The organism is Flavobacterium ranwuense (genome assembly GCF_004349315.1).
Taxonomy (GTDB): Bacteria; Bacteroidota; Bacteroidia; order Flavobacteriales; family Flavobacteriaceae; genus Flavobacterium; species Flavobacterium ranwuense.
In genome coordinates this window covers 254,423-270,480 of sequence record NZ_SMLH01000001.1, presented here as the reverse complement: position 1 = coordinate 270,480, position 16,058 = coordinate 254,423, and the positions used below count along the sequence as shown (strand labels likewise).

14 protein-coding genes and 1 tRNA gene are annotated in these 16,058 nt (G+C 36.1%); 6 read left to right on the top strand and 9 right to left on the bottom strand.

Translation table 11 applies throughout. The features are described from left to right. Positions 1 to 156 precede the first annotated feature (156 nt). The 4 genes from trxA (at position 157) to E0I61_RS01120 (ending at position 4,329) form a co-directional block, all read left to right on the top strand. Positions 157 to 474 carry a thioredoxin gene (gene trxA, locus E0I61_RS01135; RefSeq protein ID WP_131991141.1) on the top strand — a complete coding sequence of 106 codons (318 nt, stop codon included), beginning with the start codon at positions 157 to 159 and terminating at the stop codon, positions 472 to 474. Between the two features lie 104 nt (positions 475 to 578). Then, positions 579 to 3,140 (top strand): M1 family metallopeptidase, encoded by a 2,562-nt coding sequence (locus E0I61_RS01130; protein WP_132068851.1) that lies wholly within the window; start codon positions 579 to 581, stop codon positions 3,138 to 3,140. A gap of 102 nt (positions 3,141 to 3,242) precedes the next feature. After that, positions 3,243 to 4,169 carry a DUF58 domain-containing protein gene (locus E0I61_RS01125; protein WP_132068849.1) on the top strand — a complete coding sequence of 309 codons (927 nt, stop codon included), beginning with the start codon at positions 3,243 to 3,245 and terminating at the stop codon, positions 4,167 to 4,169. An 86-nt stretch (positions 4,170 to 4,255) separates the two neighbouring features. Then, positions 4,256 to 4,329: transfer RNA gene (locus E0I61_RS01120), tRNA-Asp, on the top strand. Positions 4,330 to 4,521: 192 nt separating this feature from the next. Here the strand turns inward: E0I61_RS01120 and E0I61_RS01115 are convergent. Further along, on the bottom strand, positions 4,522 to 5,022 hold the full coding sequence (locus E0I61_RS01115; RefSeq protein WP_132068847.1) for a DUF456 domain-containing protein: 501 nt from the start codon (positions 5,020 to 5,022) through the stop codon (positions 4,522 to 4,524). Positions 5,023 to 5,072: 50 nt separating this feature from the next. Here E0I61_RS01115 and E0I61_RS01110 point away from each other — a divergent pair, with 50 nt between their 5' ends. Further along, a complete protein-coding gene (locus E0I61_RS01110; protein ID WP_132068845.1) occupies positions 5,073 to 5,462 on the top strand; it encodes a hypothetical protein in 390 nt (129 codons plus the stop codon). 42 nt (positions 5,463 to 5,504) lie between these two features. Further along, complete coding sequence (locus E0I61_RS01105; RefSeq protein WP_132069680.1) at positions 5,505 to 5,981, top strand: hypothetical protein; 477 nt, start codon at positions 5,505 to 5,507, stop codon at positions 5,979 to 5,981. A 109-nt stretch (positions 5,982 to 6,090) separates the two neighbouring features. On the opposite strand, the gene E0I61_RS01100 is transcribed toward E0I61_RS01105, so the two are convergent. The 8 genes from E0I61_RS01100 to E0I61_RS01065 form a co-directional block, all read right to left on the bottom strand. After that, complete coding sequence (locus tag E0I61_RS01100) at positions 6,091 to 6,525, bottom strand: very short patch repair endonuclease (protein ID WP_132068843.1); 435 nt, start codon at positions 6,523 to 6,525, stop codon at positions 6,091 to 6,093. 6 nt (positions 6,526 to 6,531) lie between these two features. Further along, positions 6,532 to 7,665 (bottom strand): phospholipase D-like domain-containing protein, encoded by a 1,134-nt coding sequence (locus tag E0I61_RS01095; protein WP_132068841.1) that lies wholly within the window; start codon positions 7,663 to 7,665, stop codon positions 6,532 to 6,534. Next, positions 7,662 to 8,885, bottom strand: coding sequence for a DNA cytosine methyltransferase (gene dcm / locus E0I61_RS01090; protein ID WP_235832043.1), 1,224 nt, complete (start codon positions 8,883 to 8,885; stop codon positions 7,662 to 7,664). The genes E0I61_RS01095 and dcm overlap by 4 nt, the downstream gene beginning before the upstream one ends. Before the next feature lie 2 nt (positions 8,886 to 8,887). Then, positions 8,888 to 9,163 (bottom strand): helix-turn-helix domain-containing protein, encoded by a 276-nt coding sequence (locus E0I61_RS01085; RefSeq protein ID WP_235832042.1) that lies wholly within the window; start codon positions 9,161 to 9,163, stop codon positions 8,888 to 8,890. A gap of 289 nt (positions 9,164 to 9,452) precedes the next feature. Then, complete coding sequence (locus tag E0I61_RS01080; RefSeq protein ID WP_394346059.1) at positions 9,453 to 11,540, bottom strand: prolyl oligopeptidase family serine peptidase; 2,088 nt, start codon at positions 11,538 to 11,540, stop codon at positions 9,453 to 9,455. A 499-nt stretch (positions 11,541 to 12,039) separates the two neighbouring features. Beyond that, positions 12,040 to 14,259 (bottom strand): TonB-dependent receptor, encoded by a 2,220-nt coding sequence (locus E0I61_RS01075; RefSeq protein WP_132068835.1) that lies wholly within the window; start codon positions 14,257 to 14,259, stop codon positions 12,040 to 12,042. 147 nt (positions 14,260 to 14,406) lie between these two features. Next, entirely contained in the window at positions 14,407 to 14,760 is a 354-nt protein-coding gene (locus tag E0I61_RS01070; RefSeq protein WP_131991165.1) for a hypothetical protein, read from the bottom strand. A gap of 99 nt (positions 14,761 to 14,859) precedes the next feature. Beyond that, entirely contained in the window at positions 14,860 to 15,849 is a 990-nt protein-coding gene (locus tag E0I61_RS01065) for an aspartate-semialdehyde dehydrogenase (RefSeq protein ID WP_132068833.1), read from the bottom strand. Positions 15,850 to 16,058 lie beyond the last annotated feature (209 nt).

Below are 16,058 nucleotides of genomic sequence, written 5' to 3'. Positions count from 1 at the left end.
AATTTTGAATGAATTGAAACGAGGGAATAAGAATTGACGATGTATTAATAGTCAAAACTAATTTATGAATAGCGTTTGGTTTGTTTTTAATTTCTAAATTTGTAACCGAGTTTGAGACTTTAAATATCCGAACGATAAACTTTAAATAAAAAAATTATGGCATTAGCAATAACAGACGCTACTTTTGAAGAAGTAGTTTTGAAATCAACAAAACCAGTAATGGTGGATTTTTGGGCAGCATGGTGTGGACCTTGTAGAATGGTAGGACCAATCATTGACGAACTAAGCAACGAGTACGAAGGGAAAGTAGTAGTAGGAAAAGTTGATGTTGATGCAAACCAAGAATTTGCTGCAAAATACGGAGTGAGGAATATTCCAACGGTGTTGGTTTTTCATAACGGAGAAGTAGTAGGAAAACAAGTAGGAGTTGCTCCGAAACAAACTTACGCTGATAGTTTAGACGCTTTGTTGTAATCAGTAGATTATGATTTATATAGAATCTGAAAAGATTCAAATAAAAGGTTTGGCGAAAGTCAAGCCTTTTGTTATTTTTATCAAATAATTAATTCTCAATTGAAATGAAAATTCCACATTGCTTTTTGTGTTTGTTTTTAGTAATCAGCTCTTGCCAAACTTTAAAAGAAACCAATATTGTATTGCAAAATGGTGTTTCAAAAGAATTGGCCAGTTTCCGTAAACAACAAGTTTCGGATGTGGCCTATAAGTTGTCATTTGCTATTCCAGAAAAGAAAGATAGCCCGATACCTTCAGAACTAGTGTTAAACCTGAACGTGTTGAGCCTGAAAGAGCCCTTGTATTTGGACTTTAATGAAAAGACCCAAAACTTGAAATCGGTTACTGTGAATGGAGTGGCAATTGCTGTCCAACAGGAGAAAGAACACCTGGTTATTCCGAGAGAAAATCTAAAACTGGGCAGTAACTTGATTGCTATTTCTTTTATAGCCGGAGATTTGTCATTGAATAGAAATGCTGATTTTTTGTACACTTTATTGGTTCCGGATAGAGCAAGTACTTTGTTTCCTTGTTTTGACCAGCCAGATATTAAAGCGAGATATACCCTTACTATTACAGCACCAAAAGATTGGAGCGTGTTGTGTGGAGCGCCATTGGTCAAGCAAATCGACCAAGGTGATTTTGTACAATATCAGTTTGGGGAAACGGACAAGATGAGTACGTATTTGTTTTCTTTTGTGGCAGGAAAATTTAAAAGTATTTCCAAAAATCCCGGGGCTTTTGAAATGAAGATGTTGTTTCGGGAAAATGATGTCAAAAAAATCCAAGCGAGTACTGATGTGATTTTTAAGACGCACCAACAGGCGATTGATTTTTTAGAAAAATACACGCAACATCCTTTCCCTTTCCAAAAAATGGATTTTGCAGCCATTCCAGTATTTCAATACGGAGGTATGGAGCATGTTGGAGCGATACAATATAAGGAATCTGCTTTATTTTTGGATAATAGCGCCACCGATAGCGATAAATTGGATCGTGGCAAATTAATTGCACACGAAACGGCTCACATGTGGTTTGGTGATTTGGTTACCATGAAATGGTTTGATGATGTCTGGATGAAAGAGGTATTTGCTAATTTCATGGCCGGTAAAATCATGAATCCAGTGTTTCCGGAGGTCAACCATGATTTGCAATTTTTAACAACTCATTATCCTAATGCGTATGGGGAAGACCGTAGCGCCGGGACACATCCTATCAAGCAGAATTTAGCGAATCTTAAGGATGCTGGGTCACTTTATGGGAGTATTATTTATAACAAAGCCCCTATTATGATGCGCCAATTAGAAACGTCTATGGGGGAAGAAGCATTTCGAAAAGGAATACAAGTATATATTAAAAAATATGCTAATGATAATGCCGATTGGAATAATTTGGTTGAAATTCTGGATACCAAGACCCCTTTGAATATGAAACAATGGAGTAATGTTTGGGTCAACCAATCGGGAAGGCCGCTTCTCTCGGATCGTATTGTTTACGATGCCGCTAATCGTATCAAAAGTTTCGAAATTTACCAGCAGGCTGAGGATCAGTCTAAAAATCTTTGGCCACAGATTTTCGAGATTGGGTTGGTGTATCCTGATAGTACAAGAGTGATTACTGTTTCGATAAAAAATAAAATGACCAAACTCAATGCTGCAATCGGGCTGGCTAAGCCCATAACTATTATTTATAATTATAATGGTTATGGCTATGGAGTTTTCCCAATAGATGTAAATCGTTTAGATTATTTTCCGTCTGTCCAGAATGAAGTGGCACGAGCCTATAGTTATATCAATCTTTATGAAAATACCTTAACTGGAAAAATTGCACCTTTGGAGGCATTTAATAGTTGTCTTAAAGGGATTGCTACTGAGTCAAATGAATTGGTCGCTAAGTTGTTGTCGAATCAATTGACGTCTATATTTTGGAAATTTCTTAGCCCGAAACAACAGATTGAAGGTCAAAAAGAACTAGAGAATTTAGTTTATCAACGTTTGCAGACCAAGTTGCCGGCAAATCTCAAAAAAACAATATTTGGCTTGTTCAGTTCCATAGCTTATTCGGAATCGGGGAAAGAAAAGTTATACCAAATATGGAATAAAGAAACCACGATTCCCGATTTGAAGTTAAATGAAGATGACTTTACGAATATGGCAATGGATTTGGCTATTTTTCAACACGAAAAGGCAGAAGAAATTCTCAATCAGACCAAAGCAACAATCAGCAATCCTGACAAGCAAAAACGATTTGAATTTTTGCTCCCTTCGTTATCCAAAGAGGAGGCTGTACGGGATGCTTTTATGGAATCCCTAAAAGACGAAAAAAATCGAGAAAAAGAAGCATGGGTACTTACTGCCTTAGGAAATATTCATCATCCGTTGCGTCAGGAAAGTGGGAAAAAACATTTGAAAGACGGTCTGTATTTAATCGAAGAAATTAAAAGAACGGGAGATATTTTCTTTCCAAAAGGCTGGCTTAGTGGCAGTATTGGAAGATATTCGTCGGTTTATGCGTTTGATGTTGTGCAACAGTTTTTAAAAGATAATCCCGATTTTAGTCCAATTTTGAAAAGAAAGCTATTGCAAGCAACCGATGGATTGTACCGAGCCCAAAAAATAATAAAATAATAAATAGTCAAGCCAAATTATTTAACTACATTTTTCAAATAGATTTTCAGCTGTTGGGAAATAGTATTTCAATCAGAATTAAATTATTAATATATTTGGAATATGAAGATCGAATCGCAAATAGAGAAAATTTCGAGTTTCCAGCATTTGGAATTGTTGGCGAACCAAGTTGTGGAAGGTTTTATTTCAGGAATGCACAAAAGCCCGTTTCATGGCTTTTCTGCTGAATTTGCGGAACATAAAGTCTATAACGTAGGAGAAAGTACGAAACATATTGATTGGAAGTTATTTGCCAAAACGGATCGTTTGTACACGAAGCGATTTGAAGAAGAGACTAATTTGCGGTGTCATATTATCATTGACAATTCCTCATCGATGCATTATCCAAAACTAAATGACAGTCAGCATTTTTTTGAGAATAAGATTGGCTTTTCGGTTTTGGCTTCGGCGGTTTTAATGAACCTTTTAAAGAAGCAACGCGATGCTGTGGGAATAAGTGTGTTTTCGGATACATACGAGTACTACGCGCCCGAAAAAGGCAGTGACCGCCACCATCGAATGATCTTAAATACACTTGAAGGACTTTTAGAGCAATCTACAACTAAAAAAAGTACCGACACCATTACCTTTTTACATCAAATAGCGGAGAAGATTCACCGCCGTTCGATGATTATCTTGTTTACGGACATGTTTCAGTCCGGGAATGAAGAAGCGCTGTTTGATGCTTTGCAACATTTGAAACACAATAAGCATAAAGTAGTTTTATTTCATGTTGTCGATAACAAAACAGAGCTGAATTTTGACTTTGATAGCGCTCCAAGGAAGTTTATTGACGTGGAAACGGGAGAAGAAGTAGCTGTTTTTGCCGATAATGTCAAAGAAGAATACGAAAAACAGGCAGGAACGTACTTTAAGAAACTCGCTTTGACCTGCTCACAAAACCGAATAAAGTACATTCCGGTAAGCGTTGGGGAAAGTTTTGAAAAAATTTTAATGACATACTTGGTTGAAAAACAAAACTTTGGATAATAGAGTGAAATTTTATCAAATATTTTTTCAAAAAACGCTTGTGTAAACGGAAATCTATTGTATCTTTGCCACCGCAATAACGCAGAGGTTTGGTAGTTCAGTTGGTTAGAATACATGCCTGTCACGCATGGGGTCGCGGGTTCGAGTCCCGTCCAGACCGCAATATTGGGGAAAGCCTTTCGTAACAGAAAGGCTTTTTTGCCCCTATAAAGTATCTAAAGCTAGTTGTGTTGTTTGGTCGGCCTTGTAAGCTGACCGGGTTTAGTAGTTAGACCAATGAAAAGCTTTCCAATGCTTCTGGATTTATTCAGAATCTACGGATGGCTTTTTTGATTTTAACGTGTTTTATAAACTAAAACAACTCGGATTTATGTTGCCATACAATCCAGACAAACAATCCCAAATACATCACGCAAAACACAAATTTTATAAAGCTCGAAGCCAGAAAACCGACAAAGGAACCTGCGGCTGCTTTTAAAGCCCGATTATGGTCTTTAAAATCATAAATAAGTTCTCCTATCAGCGCACCAACAAAAGGGCCTATTAGGAAGCCAAAAGGAATTGGAGCAAAGATCCCGACAATCAATCCAATGTTTGTCCCCCAAATGCCATACGAGCTTCCGCCAAATTTTTGGGTCCCTTTGGCCGGAATCACATAATCCAAAATCGACAGGATTACAGTAATCAATAAAGCAATTCCTAAAATCCAATAATTAGCAGGAACGGCATTTGTGAAATAGAGTAGTGCTAATCCAACCCAACTGATACTTGGCCCGGGTAAAACAGGTAAAAAGCTACCAAAAACACCTAAAAGCACACACATAAAACCAAGAACCAAAAGCAGTACATCCATATATTTATTTTTAGTAATTTTGAAAACACAAAAGCAACAGTAGCTCGCTTATGAAAGATATTAAATTAATGGCTTCATTTTCGATGATGCTCTTCTTCACTTTTTCTTTTTGGACTGTAAATGCCCAAGAAATAATTGTGAATAGCAATGATGTGCTTTTAAAGGAGACAATTTACAACGAGAATAGAGTAAAAGTATTAAATTTTTCCTTGAAAGAGTTTGGTGTACTTTTTTTTGAGTTTTCCGATAAAAAATCAAATCCAAATGTAGTGTTGACAAAGGAAGAATTTTATAAATATACAATTCAGATTGCTATTTTTTCCGATCGATTGGCGGCTTTGTATCCAGACCAAAAAGAAATTGCTGCCGAAAGCAAAAAAAAATGGTTTGAGGAAGCCTATGAAGATTATTTACTTTCTAAAGCTACTCAAAAAAAATAATTGTATTTTTATAAAATATTAGTTCAATTGAAAAACAAGACCTTGAAGCACTATTACCTTTTTTTAGTAATTATACTTTTTAATTCCTGCCAATATTTCGAAAAGCAAGTGCCTTCGGAAAAGGAATTGTTGCAAAAGGAACTGAAATCCATCAATTGGAAAGAAGTCGATGAATTTCCATCGGTTGTAGACTGTGAAAAAATTGAGGATAAAACGCAGCGCCAGCAATGTTTTTTTGAAGTTTTAACACAGCTGATTCAGGAAAAATTGAGCATCGATACCCTTTCGGTCCTCTATCCTGAACTGGATACAATAGAAGTAAAGGTTACTGTTTTTCCTAATGCCACGATGCAATTTGAACCACAATTCCCCAAAGATTCCGTGACTTATGACAAAATCAAAATCGATAGCATTCTAAAAGCCCGTTTGGTTGATTTTCCAAAAATTAATCCAGCCATAAAACGCGGAATTCCTGTAAAAACACAATTTATTCTTCCGGTGATTTTAAAAGTAGAGTAGGTTTATCATCCTGAGCGCAGTCGAAGGAGGAGTTATTTACTTCGTCAGTTCGCTTCGCTCGTGTCTAGATAGTAATAAAAGAAAAGAGAGTAGAAGTGTGGTTTCAAGTTTAGAATTCACTTTTTTGAATTTGTCTCGAAATAATTTCAGATCGGATTTTAGCGACGCAATCCTCCAGATTTTTTTCTATCTCCGCACTCCAGAAACGAAGCACTTTCCAATTTTTTGATTCGAGATAGGTGTTGACTTCCATGTCTCTCTGCCTATTTCTTTCTATTTTCTTTTGCCAAAACACCGTATTGGTTTTAACGCGGTCTTTTTGGTTTTCCCAATCTTTGCCGTGGAAGAATTCGCTGTCCACAAAAATGGCAATTTTGAGTTTCTTGAAGGTTAAATCTGGTGTCCCGAAAATCGTTTTATTGTTTTTACGGTAGCGATAGCCGAGGTGCCATAAGGCTTTGGCCAAGCGGATTTCAGCTTTGGTGTTGGTGCTGCGAATGGCTCGCATGTTTTTGGAACGTTGTTGTGGAGAAAGATTATCCATATGATACTAATCTTCTAAAAACTCATCGAAACTATCTAATTTTGCTTTATCAATTTTAAAATCCCCTTCTTTATCTTTAGAAATAATCACACTATCAAAACCAAGTTCTTCCATTTTTTCTATCGTAGCTAATTCTCCTTCTTTCAGATCAAAGACTTTTCTTAATAACCAATCTGACAAAGCTTTATTAGGATTAGTCATTAGAGCTTTTGAGTTTTCTTGACAAACTTTGGCTTTAAATATTTCTCCTGTTGGTATTTGTAAATTAAACTCTTGGTCTCTTTTAGGAAAAAAACTAGGATATAATTGATGTATTATTATGGGGATTGGAATATAAACTTCCCCAAAATCTCTCTTTCTGCCACTTGCATTCCATTGATTCAAACCACTTCTCTCAAAAACAAATTTTCGTTTCTCTTTAATTCCATAAAGAGGTAAAATAACAAAATTCTCTCCTTTTAAAAAAAGATCTGTTGCTTTTGGAACACCTTTGCTTTCTTCAAATAATTCTAATAAAAGTGAATAGGGGTCACTAATAATATCAATAGGTAAACGAAAAACTTTTTCAGGAATTTCAAATTTTCTAAATAAAGTACTTTTGGAATAATTATAAGAATAACCATTTTTTCCATCATGGAATTGCAATCCAGAATTGCTTTCCTTTACTGAGCCAATATTATCAATATCAATTTTATGATAATCCGTCTCAAATAAAAGCAACTCGTTGCTTTTTCTAGCCACAATATGATAAAGCGAATTCTCAATATCATAAAGACGATTTGCTAAATCAATTCTTTCGTTTCTAAATTCTGATAATTTATGTGCTAAATCTTTACCTTTAAATCCGTTAAGTTGTTTTGAAAGTTTGTTAAATTCAGCAACTTTTTCTGTACTCACGTGTTTGTTACAAATAAAGGTTTTCAAACCTATTCCGACCGAATTATAGTTTGCATCAAATGCTGAATCTCCTCTTGAAAGATTTTCTGCTTCGAAACTTCTACAAAATATATTTTCTGCAGCTCTATAATATATATACGGGACTTGACTTTCACTAAAGAGCTTGGAAAGTTTCGCAGATGCAGAAAGTAATTTTAAATAATTTCCATCATTTTCCTGATCTATTTCTGCAAATGATTTCATAAAACTTGTAATATTTGATTAGCAATTCTTTCAATCAAAGTTGTTGTTACTGAATTACCTGCTTGCATATACAACTTACTATTGGAAACATTTGGTAATATATATTGATCCATTGGATATCCTTGGAATGCAAAACATTCTTTCGGAGTTAATTTTCTAATGCCATAATCATCTAAAATTAAAGGGACGTTATGGCCTCCTGTTCCCATGTTAGCTGTTAGAGTTGGACAAACTTGACTTTTATTTTCTCTTACATAGACTCTTCTCCATTGATAAATCGTATCTTTTGAAGTCATAGTCTTTTCAAGTTCCGGATAATATTGATGGTCTTTTTTATAATATAAATTATCTGCTTGTTTCCCTTTTTCTAAAATATCATGAATTGTATTGGTTAAAGGTATTGGTTCTGGAAATCTAAAATCCCCATGATTTTCTACTTGTTCTTTATCAAAAGCAACAATAAAAATTCTTTCTCTATTTTGTGGAACATTTGCATGAGTGGAGGAGTTCAGTATTTTAGTATAAGCTTTGTAACCAAGTTTTTCTTCTAAAATTTCTAATATTATTTTAAAAGTATTCCCTTTGTCGTGAGATACAAGATTTTTAACATTTTCAAGGAAAACTACTTTTGGTCTTTTAGTTTCGATAATCTTTTCTAAATCGAAAAAAAGTGTTCCTCTTGTATCGTGAAAGCCTTTTCTATTTCCTGCTATTGAAAATGCTTGGCAAGGAAATCCCGCACATAGTACTTGGAAATCATCAGGTATATAATTTTTGGTTCGCTCTTTTGTTATATCTCCAAATGGAACTTCTCCAAAATTTGCTCTATATGTTATTTGTGAATCAGCATTCCATTCACTTGTATATACACATTTTCCTCCAATATTTTGCAACGCAATTCTAAAACCTCCAATTCCCGCAAAAAGATCTATAAATTTAAAAGTATAATTCTCAGGCGTTGGAAAGGGCACATCTTCAACCTCAAATAATAATTGTTGCAAAGCAACATCCGATACAAGATTTAAATCTTCTTCCAGGTTTTTGTATTGAACAATTTCTTTTAAATATTTCTTTGCTTCTGCTTCATAATGCTTTTTTACTCCATTACGATAATTATGAAGATAATGAGTAACTACTGCTTTCCTATTGTCCTCCGATTCAACTATGCGAAGTTTAAATTTTTTACTATCAAATTCCTCAATTGATATTTTCTCTTTCATTTTCATTTCTTAAAATTATTATCGTTGAAGAATTCTATAAAATCAGTATCGAGTGCAAGGATTATTTTCTCCATTATTTCAATTGAAACATTCCTTTTTCCCTTTTCAATGTCTGAGATATAATTTCTGTCAACATTCGAAATATTAGCCAGTTGCTCAATAGAGAAGCCTTTTTGCTCTCTTAATTCTTTTACTTTTTGACCAAATTTTTCTTTAATCTCCATATTTGATAAAATTAGTTTTACGCCTACAATTGACCCGCCTACAATTGACCTCATTAATTTTTAGTTTTCAACCTGATTTTTTGATAAGTAAATTCATTCCACAAAAAAAACGCTACTCTTTCGAATAGCGTTTTTTGAATTTGTTGTTGGTATCTGTTGTAATGTGATTGCTTTGCCGCGTACCTCGCACTCCTCGCAATGACAATCGTCAGTAAAATCCAATGTCGTAGCCCTGATGGGAACGGCATCCTTTTCCTTTCGCCTCTTTCGGCGGAGGAAAAGATACAGTGTACAGCAGGAAAAAGCTCCTGAAATAAATTCAGAATAAATCCTGTTAGTCCAACTATGGCAATAACACGACTCCCATGTTGAATAAGGTAAAGGCCTGAATATCGACATTTTCCTGAATGGTTGCCGCCACGGATTTTCCGGCACCGTGTCCTGCATTGATGTCAATTCTAATTAAAGTTGGGTTTGTTCCGGTTTGTTTTTCCTGTAATTCGGCAGCAAATTTAAAACTGTGCGCCGGTACAACTCTATCATCGTGATCGCCCGTGGTGACCATCGTTGCCGGATATTGAATCCCTTTTTTTATGTTGTGCACGGGAGAATACCCTTTGATGTAGCTGAACATTTCCTTGCTGTCCTGCGCCGTTCCGTAATCATACGCCCAACCCGCTCCTGCAGTAAAAGTATGGTAGCGCAACATGTCCATCACGCCCACAGCCGGCAAAGCGACTTTCATCAACTCCGGACGTTGCGTCATGGTAGCGCCCACAAGCAATCCTCCGTTTGACCCACCACGAATGGCTAGGTATTGTGAAGACGTATATTTCTGGGCAATCAAATATTCTGCGGCTGCGATGAAATCATCAAATACATTTTGTTTTTGCATTTTGGTTCCTGCATCGTGCCATTTTTTCCCGTATTCGCCACCACCACGTAGATTAGGCACGGCATAAACGCCTCCGTTTTCCATCCAAACGGCATTGGCAATACTGAAACTTGGTGTCAAACTTACGTTAAATCCTCCGTAACCATAGAGCATGGTTGGATTTGTCCCGTCGAGTTTCAATCCTTTTTTGTGGGTGATAATCATTGGGATTTTGGTTCCGTCTTTGGACGTATAAAACACTTGTTTGGACTCATATTGCTCACTGTTGAAATCTACTTTTGGTTTTTGATACACCGCAGAAGTTCCGGTTTGTGGTTCGAATGAAAAGGTAGAACCCGGAGTGATGTAATTCGTAAAGGAATAATACAATGTTTTCTCTTTTTTCTTTCCGCCAAAACCTCCGGCAGTTCCCACGCCAGGCAATTTAATTTCACGTACCAGTTTCCCTGAATAATCGTATTGTTTCACCACCGAAACGGCATCTTTCATATAATTAGCAAAGAAATAACCGCCACCTGTTGATGGAGACAACACATTCTCTGTCTCTGCAATAAAATCTTTCCAGTTTTCCGGTTTCGGGTTGTTGACATCCACGGTAACGATGCGTTTGTTGGGCGCATTCAAGTCGGTTTCTATGAATAATTTTCCGCCTTCGTTTTCAATAATGTTGTTGTCGCTCTTGAAATTATCCACAATAGTCACAATAGGACTGTTGGGTTTTGTCAAATCTTTAATGTACAATTCGTTTCCGTACGTAGAATTGGATGCTGTGATTACCAAATAACGGTCATCTTCCGTAACACCACCGCCTACATAACGGCGTTTTTGGTCGGCACCAAAGATAACTTTATCTTGTTTTTGTGCGGTTCCTAACTTGTGGAAATACAGTTTATGTTGGTCGGTTTTTGCCGATAATTCGCTTCCTTTTGGTTTATCATAACTGGAATAGTAAAATCCTTCGTTTCCTTTCCAAGACACGCCGCTGAATTTTACATCGACAATAGTGTCTTCAATTATTTTTTGGGTAATGGCATCCATGATAATGACCTTTCTCCAGTCGCTTCCGCCTTCTGAAATGGCATAGGCTACTTTAGAACCGTCTTTGGAGAAATTCAATCCGCCAAGCGAAGTGGTTCCGTCTTTAGAAAACGTATTGGGGTCCAAGAACACCGTTTCGGTTCCTTTGGCGTCTTTTCTGTACAACACCGACTGGTTTTGCAGACCGTTATTTTTATAGTAATACGTGAATTTTCCTTCTTTAAAAGGCGCTCCTATTTTTTCATAATTCCACAGTTTTTCCATTCTTGCTTTTAACGCATCGCGAAACGGAATTTGAGCTAAATAACCATACGTCACTTCGTTTTGGGCTTTTACCCAAGCACCGGTTTCAGCAGATTTGTCGTCTTCGAGCCAGCGGTACGGATCCGGAAGTTTAGTGTCGAAATACACATCAACGGTTTCCCCTTTACTCGTAGTGGGATAGGTTACCGGTTTTTGGTTTTGGCCAAAAGTCGTCATTGCAGAAGATACAGCCATTATTAAAAAAGTTTTTTTCATTAGATTCTGTTTTAGGTTGTTACAAAAATAGGGAAATAGTTAGTGTTGTAAATGTGGGAAAGTCTTAAATAAAACCAAAAAAATGGTGTTTGGAAAAGTGGTGATTTTATAAAATATTTTTTTAAGTTCAAAAACACTAATTAACATTCTCCTTCATTTACTTAAATTATTCATTCCTTAATTTAAGTTTTTTGTCAATTTACTTAAATAAGGAGATATAAAAGCTTAAAATGTAACATCGTCAGCAAAGAAAAAATATTGAATGAACATTTTGTGCGTAATTAATATTTAAAATAAAAAAAGCAACCACAGCGAAACATAGATTTCTGACTAACAGTTAAATAAAATATAGAAAACAGTTCTATTCTTCTCATAGCTTGGCTATGTGAAAAGTGAAATAGCTATATTTTCTTTTAAAAACTAAAAAATCTATGTTTCAATGTGGTAAAAAAAATTAATTAAATGTAACGGGTCGAGTTTACAAATTAAAATTCATGCCCAAAACGATGTTTCTTCCTATGTTAGGAATCCCATCAGTTTTCAATCGGGAAAGGTGCGCAATGTATCTTTTATCAAATAAATTATTCCCGTTGATGTTGACATCAAAAGCGGTTTTACCCAGTTTTACAGTTCCGCCAAAACCTAAATTCACTAAGTTATACCCATTCGATTCTGTCTCAAATCCACTTACGTTTTTTTGGTTGAACGTACTGGAAACATTCAAAGTTGCAAAACCATCTTCCAACCAGTTTTTGATTTTAAATTCGGTTCTAATGGTGTTGTTCCAATTGTTAGCCGGGATTAACGGTAAATAATCTCTCCCGACGCTTCGGGATTGTTTCTCGCCTGTTACGGTTTCAAAACTGGTTTCAAAATGCAACCAATCCAAAGGATGCGGATGAAAATGCAGTCCGATTTCGCCTCCGTATAATTTGGCATTATTCTGAATATAATCAAAAACAGCATTCTGGTCAATCACTTCTCCTGTTGGCGAAGTGTAGATATAATTGTTGATGTGATTGTAAAATCCGTTTACAAAAAACTCAAAATGATCCGTTTTGTATTCTAAATTCAAATCCGTTTGCACGTTTTGTTCGGTTTCTAAATTACTGTTTCCTACTTCATAGCGATTCGTTCCTTCATGAACTCCATTAGAAGTTAATTCGGCAAGGTTTGGCGCTCTAAATCCTGAAGCCACGTTCAAACGCAACGTTAAATCATCGGCCAGATTGGTTTTATAGCCCAACGATGCATTAAAACTGTCGTATGATTTATCGATGGCTTCAAAGGAACCTTCTTCCCCTGCAATTCCTTGCGCATCGGTAGTAATATTTCTATTGTCGAAACGCAATCCGGCTTGCAACACATTGGAATTCCACTCATAATTAGCCGTTCCAAAAACACCAAAATCATTCGTAACAGCATCCGGAATTAAATATTCTTCTCCTGAATTTGTATTGGTTTGGTGCATTCCCTGAATTCCAACAATGGTTTCTACTTTTCCCATTTTTGGCAAATGGTATTTTACGTTGTAATTAAAAGTCTTCAGTTTCATGTGTAAAACGGCCACATTGCTGTCTTCAAACTCACTTCGATCATTGGCAACATATCCTAAATCAAGATCCAGTTTTGATTTTTCGAAAAAGAAAACATTGTTTAAACTCAATAAATGATTGAAAACACCTTGTTTTGGAAATCCGGTTTTCTTGCTCGTCGTTTGGTCTGCTATGCCATCTTCCGGAATTCCTAAATCCAATTCATTGTAATTGTAACGCAATACACTTGAGAATTTGGCATTGCTGTAGCCAATTCCTGTTTTGAAATCGGTTTCATTGTAACGGGTATTCGTCACTCTGTCGCCATCAGTAATTTTATAATCAGAATGGGTGTTGTAACTTCCACGAGCCATAAATTTCCAGTTGTCTGTAGATGTTTTCAAACCCAAAGAAGAACTGCTACCTGCTGTATTCGAGAAGTATTTTTGGCTGAAGTTTGCTTTAAAGGTATTTGCATCGGCAAATTTTTCTGGGTTAAAATACAAAACACCACCCAAAGCATCGGAACCGTACAACAAAGAAGCCGGTCCTTTAATCACCTCAACGCTTTCTATTCCGGAATCGTTCAATCCCAAACCGTGTTCGTCACCAAACTGTTGATTTTCTATTCGAACACCTTGAGAATACACCAAAACACGATTGCCGCTCAAACCACGAATCACCGGTTTCCCGATAGAAGTTCCGGTAGAAACTTGAGAAACTCCGGGAATAGTCGCCAATCCTTCGATTAGAGTGGCCGTTCCTTTTCGTTGCAAATTTTTGATGCTTTCGTGCTCCACTTTCATCACATTTTGCGATTGAATTTTATTGAAAGCGGTTGAAACAATAACTTCATCCATTTCGAAAATTGCTTCCTCGAGGATAATATCAAGTGTGTTTTCTATTTGAAGACTGCTTATGGTTTTATTTTGGGTTGCAAATCCTACGAACGTAAAGCTGATTTTTAGGTTTCTATTTGGCAGATTGGAAATTGTGTATTTTCCATTTTCATCTGTAGTTGTCCCTTTATGCAATTCTGATGCATATACTGAAACGCCTTTTATGGGTTGATTTTTTAAATCGGTTATGGTTCCCGAAAGGGTGTTTTGTGCTTGAAGCAACGCCGAAAATCCCAAGAATAGGGTTATGATAAATTTTTTCATTGAAAATGATTGTAGTATTCCTGCTGTCGGCTTTCTCCAAAAGAGTTGTTGCCGAGAATGGAATTATTTAGTAAATAAAAATGCATTCAACAAAATCAAATTAATGAAGTTGCATGGAAAATAAATTCAACAGAAGTTGAAATGAATTCAGCTTAAACTATTTACGGGAGGACCTCGAAGGGAATACAGACTGCCGGAAAACGAAATAACCGTTTCCGCTGCAGAAAAGAAATAAGGGATTTCTTCAATACTGGAGTACAATTGATAGGAGAAATCTTTTGGAGTAATGTAACTGCCAAAAGCGAATTCACAAACATAACAATGGTCTAATTTGTGATGTTGGTGCGTTATCTCGGTACCGGTAACATTGTATTTATGATGGCACTGCTTTTGGGAAAGCTGTTTTTCCAAATGCTCATAGGTATGAAATGACTGAAACAGCATTGAGAACAATACTGTAACAACCAGAGAAAGACTTACTATGAGTTTATTCTTTTTCATTCGAGCCAAAGGTAACAAAAACAAGAAAAAAGAAAACCATTTGTCTCACAAAATATATTTTTGCGAAACAAATGGTTTCATTTTAAAATAAAAATTGATTTACACCAATTTGGCTGCAATCAAATATTCAGCAATTTGTATCGTGTTTGTCGCTGCTCCTTTTCTCAAGTTGTCAGCAACAATCCACATATTCAGGGTGTTTTCCTGGCTTTCGTCACGACGAATTCTACCTACAAAAACATCATCTTTTCCTTGTGCATACATAGGCATTGGGTACGTATAGGTGTCATTATTGTCCTGAACCACTACGCCATCGGTATGATGCAAAATGTTTCTCACTTCGTTTACATCAAAATCATTCGAGAATTCTACGTTTACCGCTTCGCTGTGTCCGCCTACAATTGGCACACGAACCGCAGTAGCCGTAACGGCAATCGTATTGTCACTTAATATTTTTTTGGTTTCACGAACCAGTTTCATCTCTTCTTTAGTGTATCCATTTTCTTCGAAAGAATCACATTGTGGAATTGCATTTCTGTGAATTGGATATTTATAAGCCATGTCACCTTGAACACCTGCGTATTCATTTTCCAATTGTTGCACTGCTTTTACACCTGTTCCAGTGATGGATTGATACGTAGAAACAATCACACGTTTGATGTTGTATTTTTTGTGCAAAGGAGCCAAAACCAATACCATTTGAATGGTAGAACAGTTTGGATTCGCAATGATTTTATCTGCTGCAGTCAATTCAGTTGCATTGATTTCGGGAACGATTAATTTTTTGGTAGGATCCATTCTCCAAGCCGATGAATTATCGATAACGGTTGTTCCAGCTGCTGCAAATTTTGGAGCCCACTCCAATGAAGTATCGCCACCTGCAGAGAACAAAGCAATATCCGCTTTCATATCTACTGCTGTTTGCATGCCAACTACTTTATATTTTTTACCCTTGTATTCAATTTCTTTACCCACTGATCGCTCAGAAGCAACAGGGATTAATTCTGTTACAGGGAAATTTCTTTCTGCCAAAACTTTCAACATTACTTCGCCAACCATTCCGGTAGCGCCTACAACTGCTATTCTCATCTTATATTTTTATTATTGAATATTAAATTTGAAGTACAAAAGTAAGTAATATTGAAATCAAAACAAGTGTGTTAACAAAAAATAACAAAATGTTATATTTACAACAAATAGTTATTGACTGCAAATTTGCTGCGTTTAAATTCCTTTGTGAATCCGCGGTATGCTTTTGTTAAATAAAAGAGCAAAGAAAAACCGCCTCAATTACGAAG

Excerpts from the sequence above, each read along its gene's own strand:
- trxA (WP_131991141.1), top strand. The coding sequence starts at position 157 with ATGGCATTAGCAATAACAGACGCTACTTTTGAAGAAGTAGTTTTGAAA.
- E0I61_RS01130 (WP_132068851.1), top strand. The coding sequence starts at position 579 with ATGAAAATTCCACATTGCTTTTTGTGTTTGTTTTTAGTAATCAGCTCT.
- E0I61_RS01125 (WP_132068849.1), top strand. The coding sequence starts at position 3,243 with ATGAAGATCGAATCGCAAATAGAGAAAATTTCGAGTTTCCAGCATTTG.
- E0I61_RS01115 (WP_132068847.1), bottom strand. The coding sequence starts at position 5,022 with ATGGATGTACTGCTTTTGGTTCTTGGTTTTATGTGTGTGCTTTTAGGT.
- E0I61_RS01110 (WP_132068845.1), top strand. The coding sequence starts at position 5,073 with ATGAAAGATATTAAATTAATGGCTTCATTTTCGATGATGCTCTTCTTC.
- E0I61_RS01100 (WP_132068843.1), bottom strand. The coding sequence starts at position 6,525 with ATGGATAATCTTTCTCCACAACAACGTTCCAAAAACATGCGAGCCATT.
- E0I61_RS01095 (WP_132068841.1), bottom strand. The coding sequence starts at position 7,665 with ATGAAATCATTTGCAGAAATAGATCAGGAAAATGATGGAAATTATTTA.
- dcm (WP_235832043.1), bottom strand. The coding sequence starts at position 8,885 with ATGAAAGAGAAAATATCAATTGAGGAATTTGATAGTAAAAAATTTAAA.
- E0I61_RS01085 (WP_235832042.1), bottom strand. The coding sequence starts at position 9,163 with ATGAGGTCAATTGTAGGCGGGTCAATTGTAGGCGTAAAACTAATTTTA.
- E0I61_RS01080 (WP_394346059.1), bottom strand. The coding sequence starts at position 11,540 with ATGGCTGTATCTTCTGCAATGACGACTTTTGGCCAAAACCAAAAACCG.
- E0I61_RS01075 (WP_132068835.1), bottom strand. The coding sequence starts at position 14,259 with ATGAAAAAATTTATCATAACCCTATTCTTGGGATTTTCGGCGTTGCTT.
- E0I61_RS01070 (WP_131991165.1), bottom strand. The coding sequence starts at position 14,760 with ATGAAAAAGAATAAACTCATAGTAAGTCTTTCTCTGGTTGTTACAGTA.
- E0I61_RS01065 (WP_132068833.1), bottom strand. The coding sequence starts at position 15,849 with ATGAGAATAGCAGTTGTAGGCGCTACCGGAATGGTTGGCGAAGTAATG.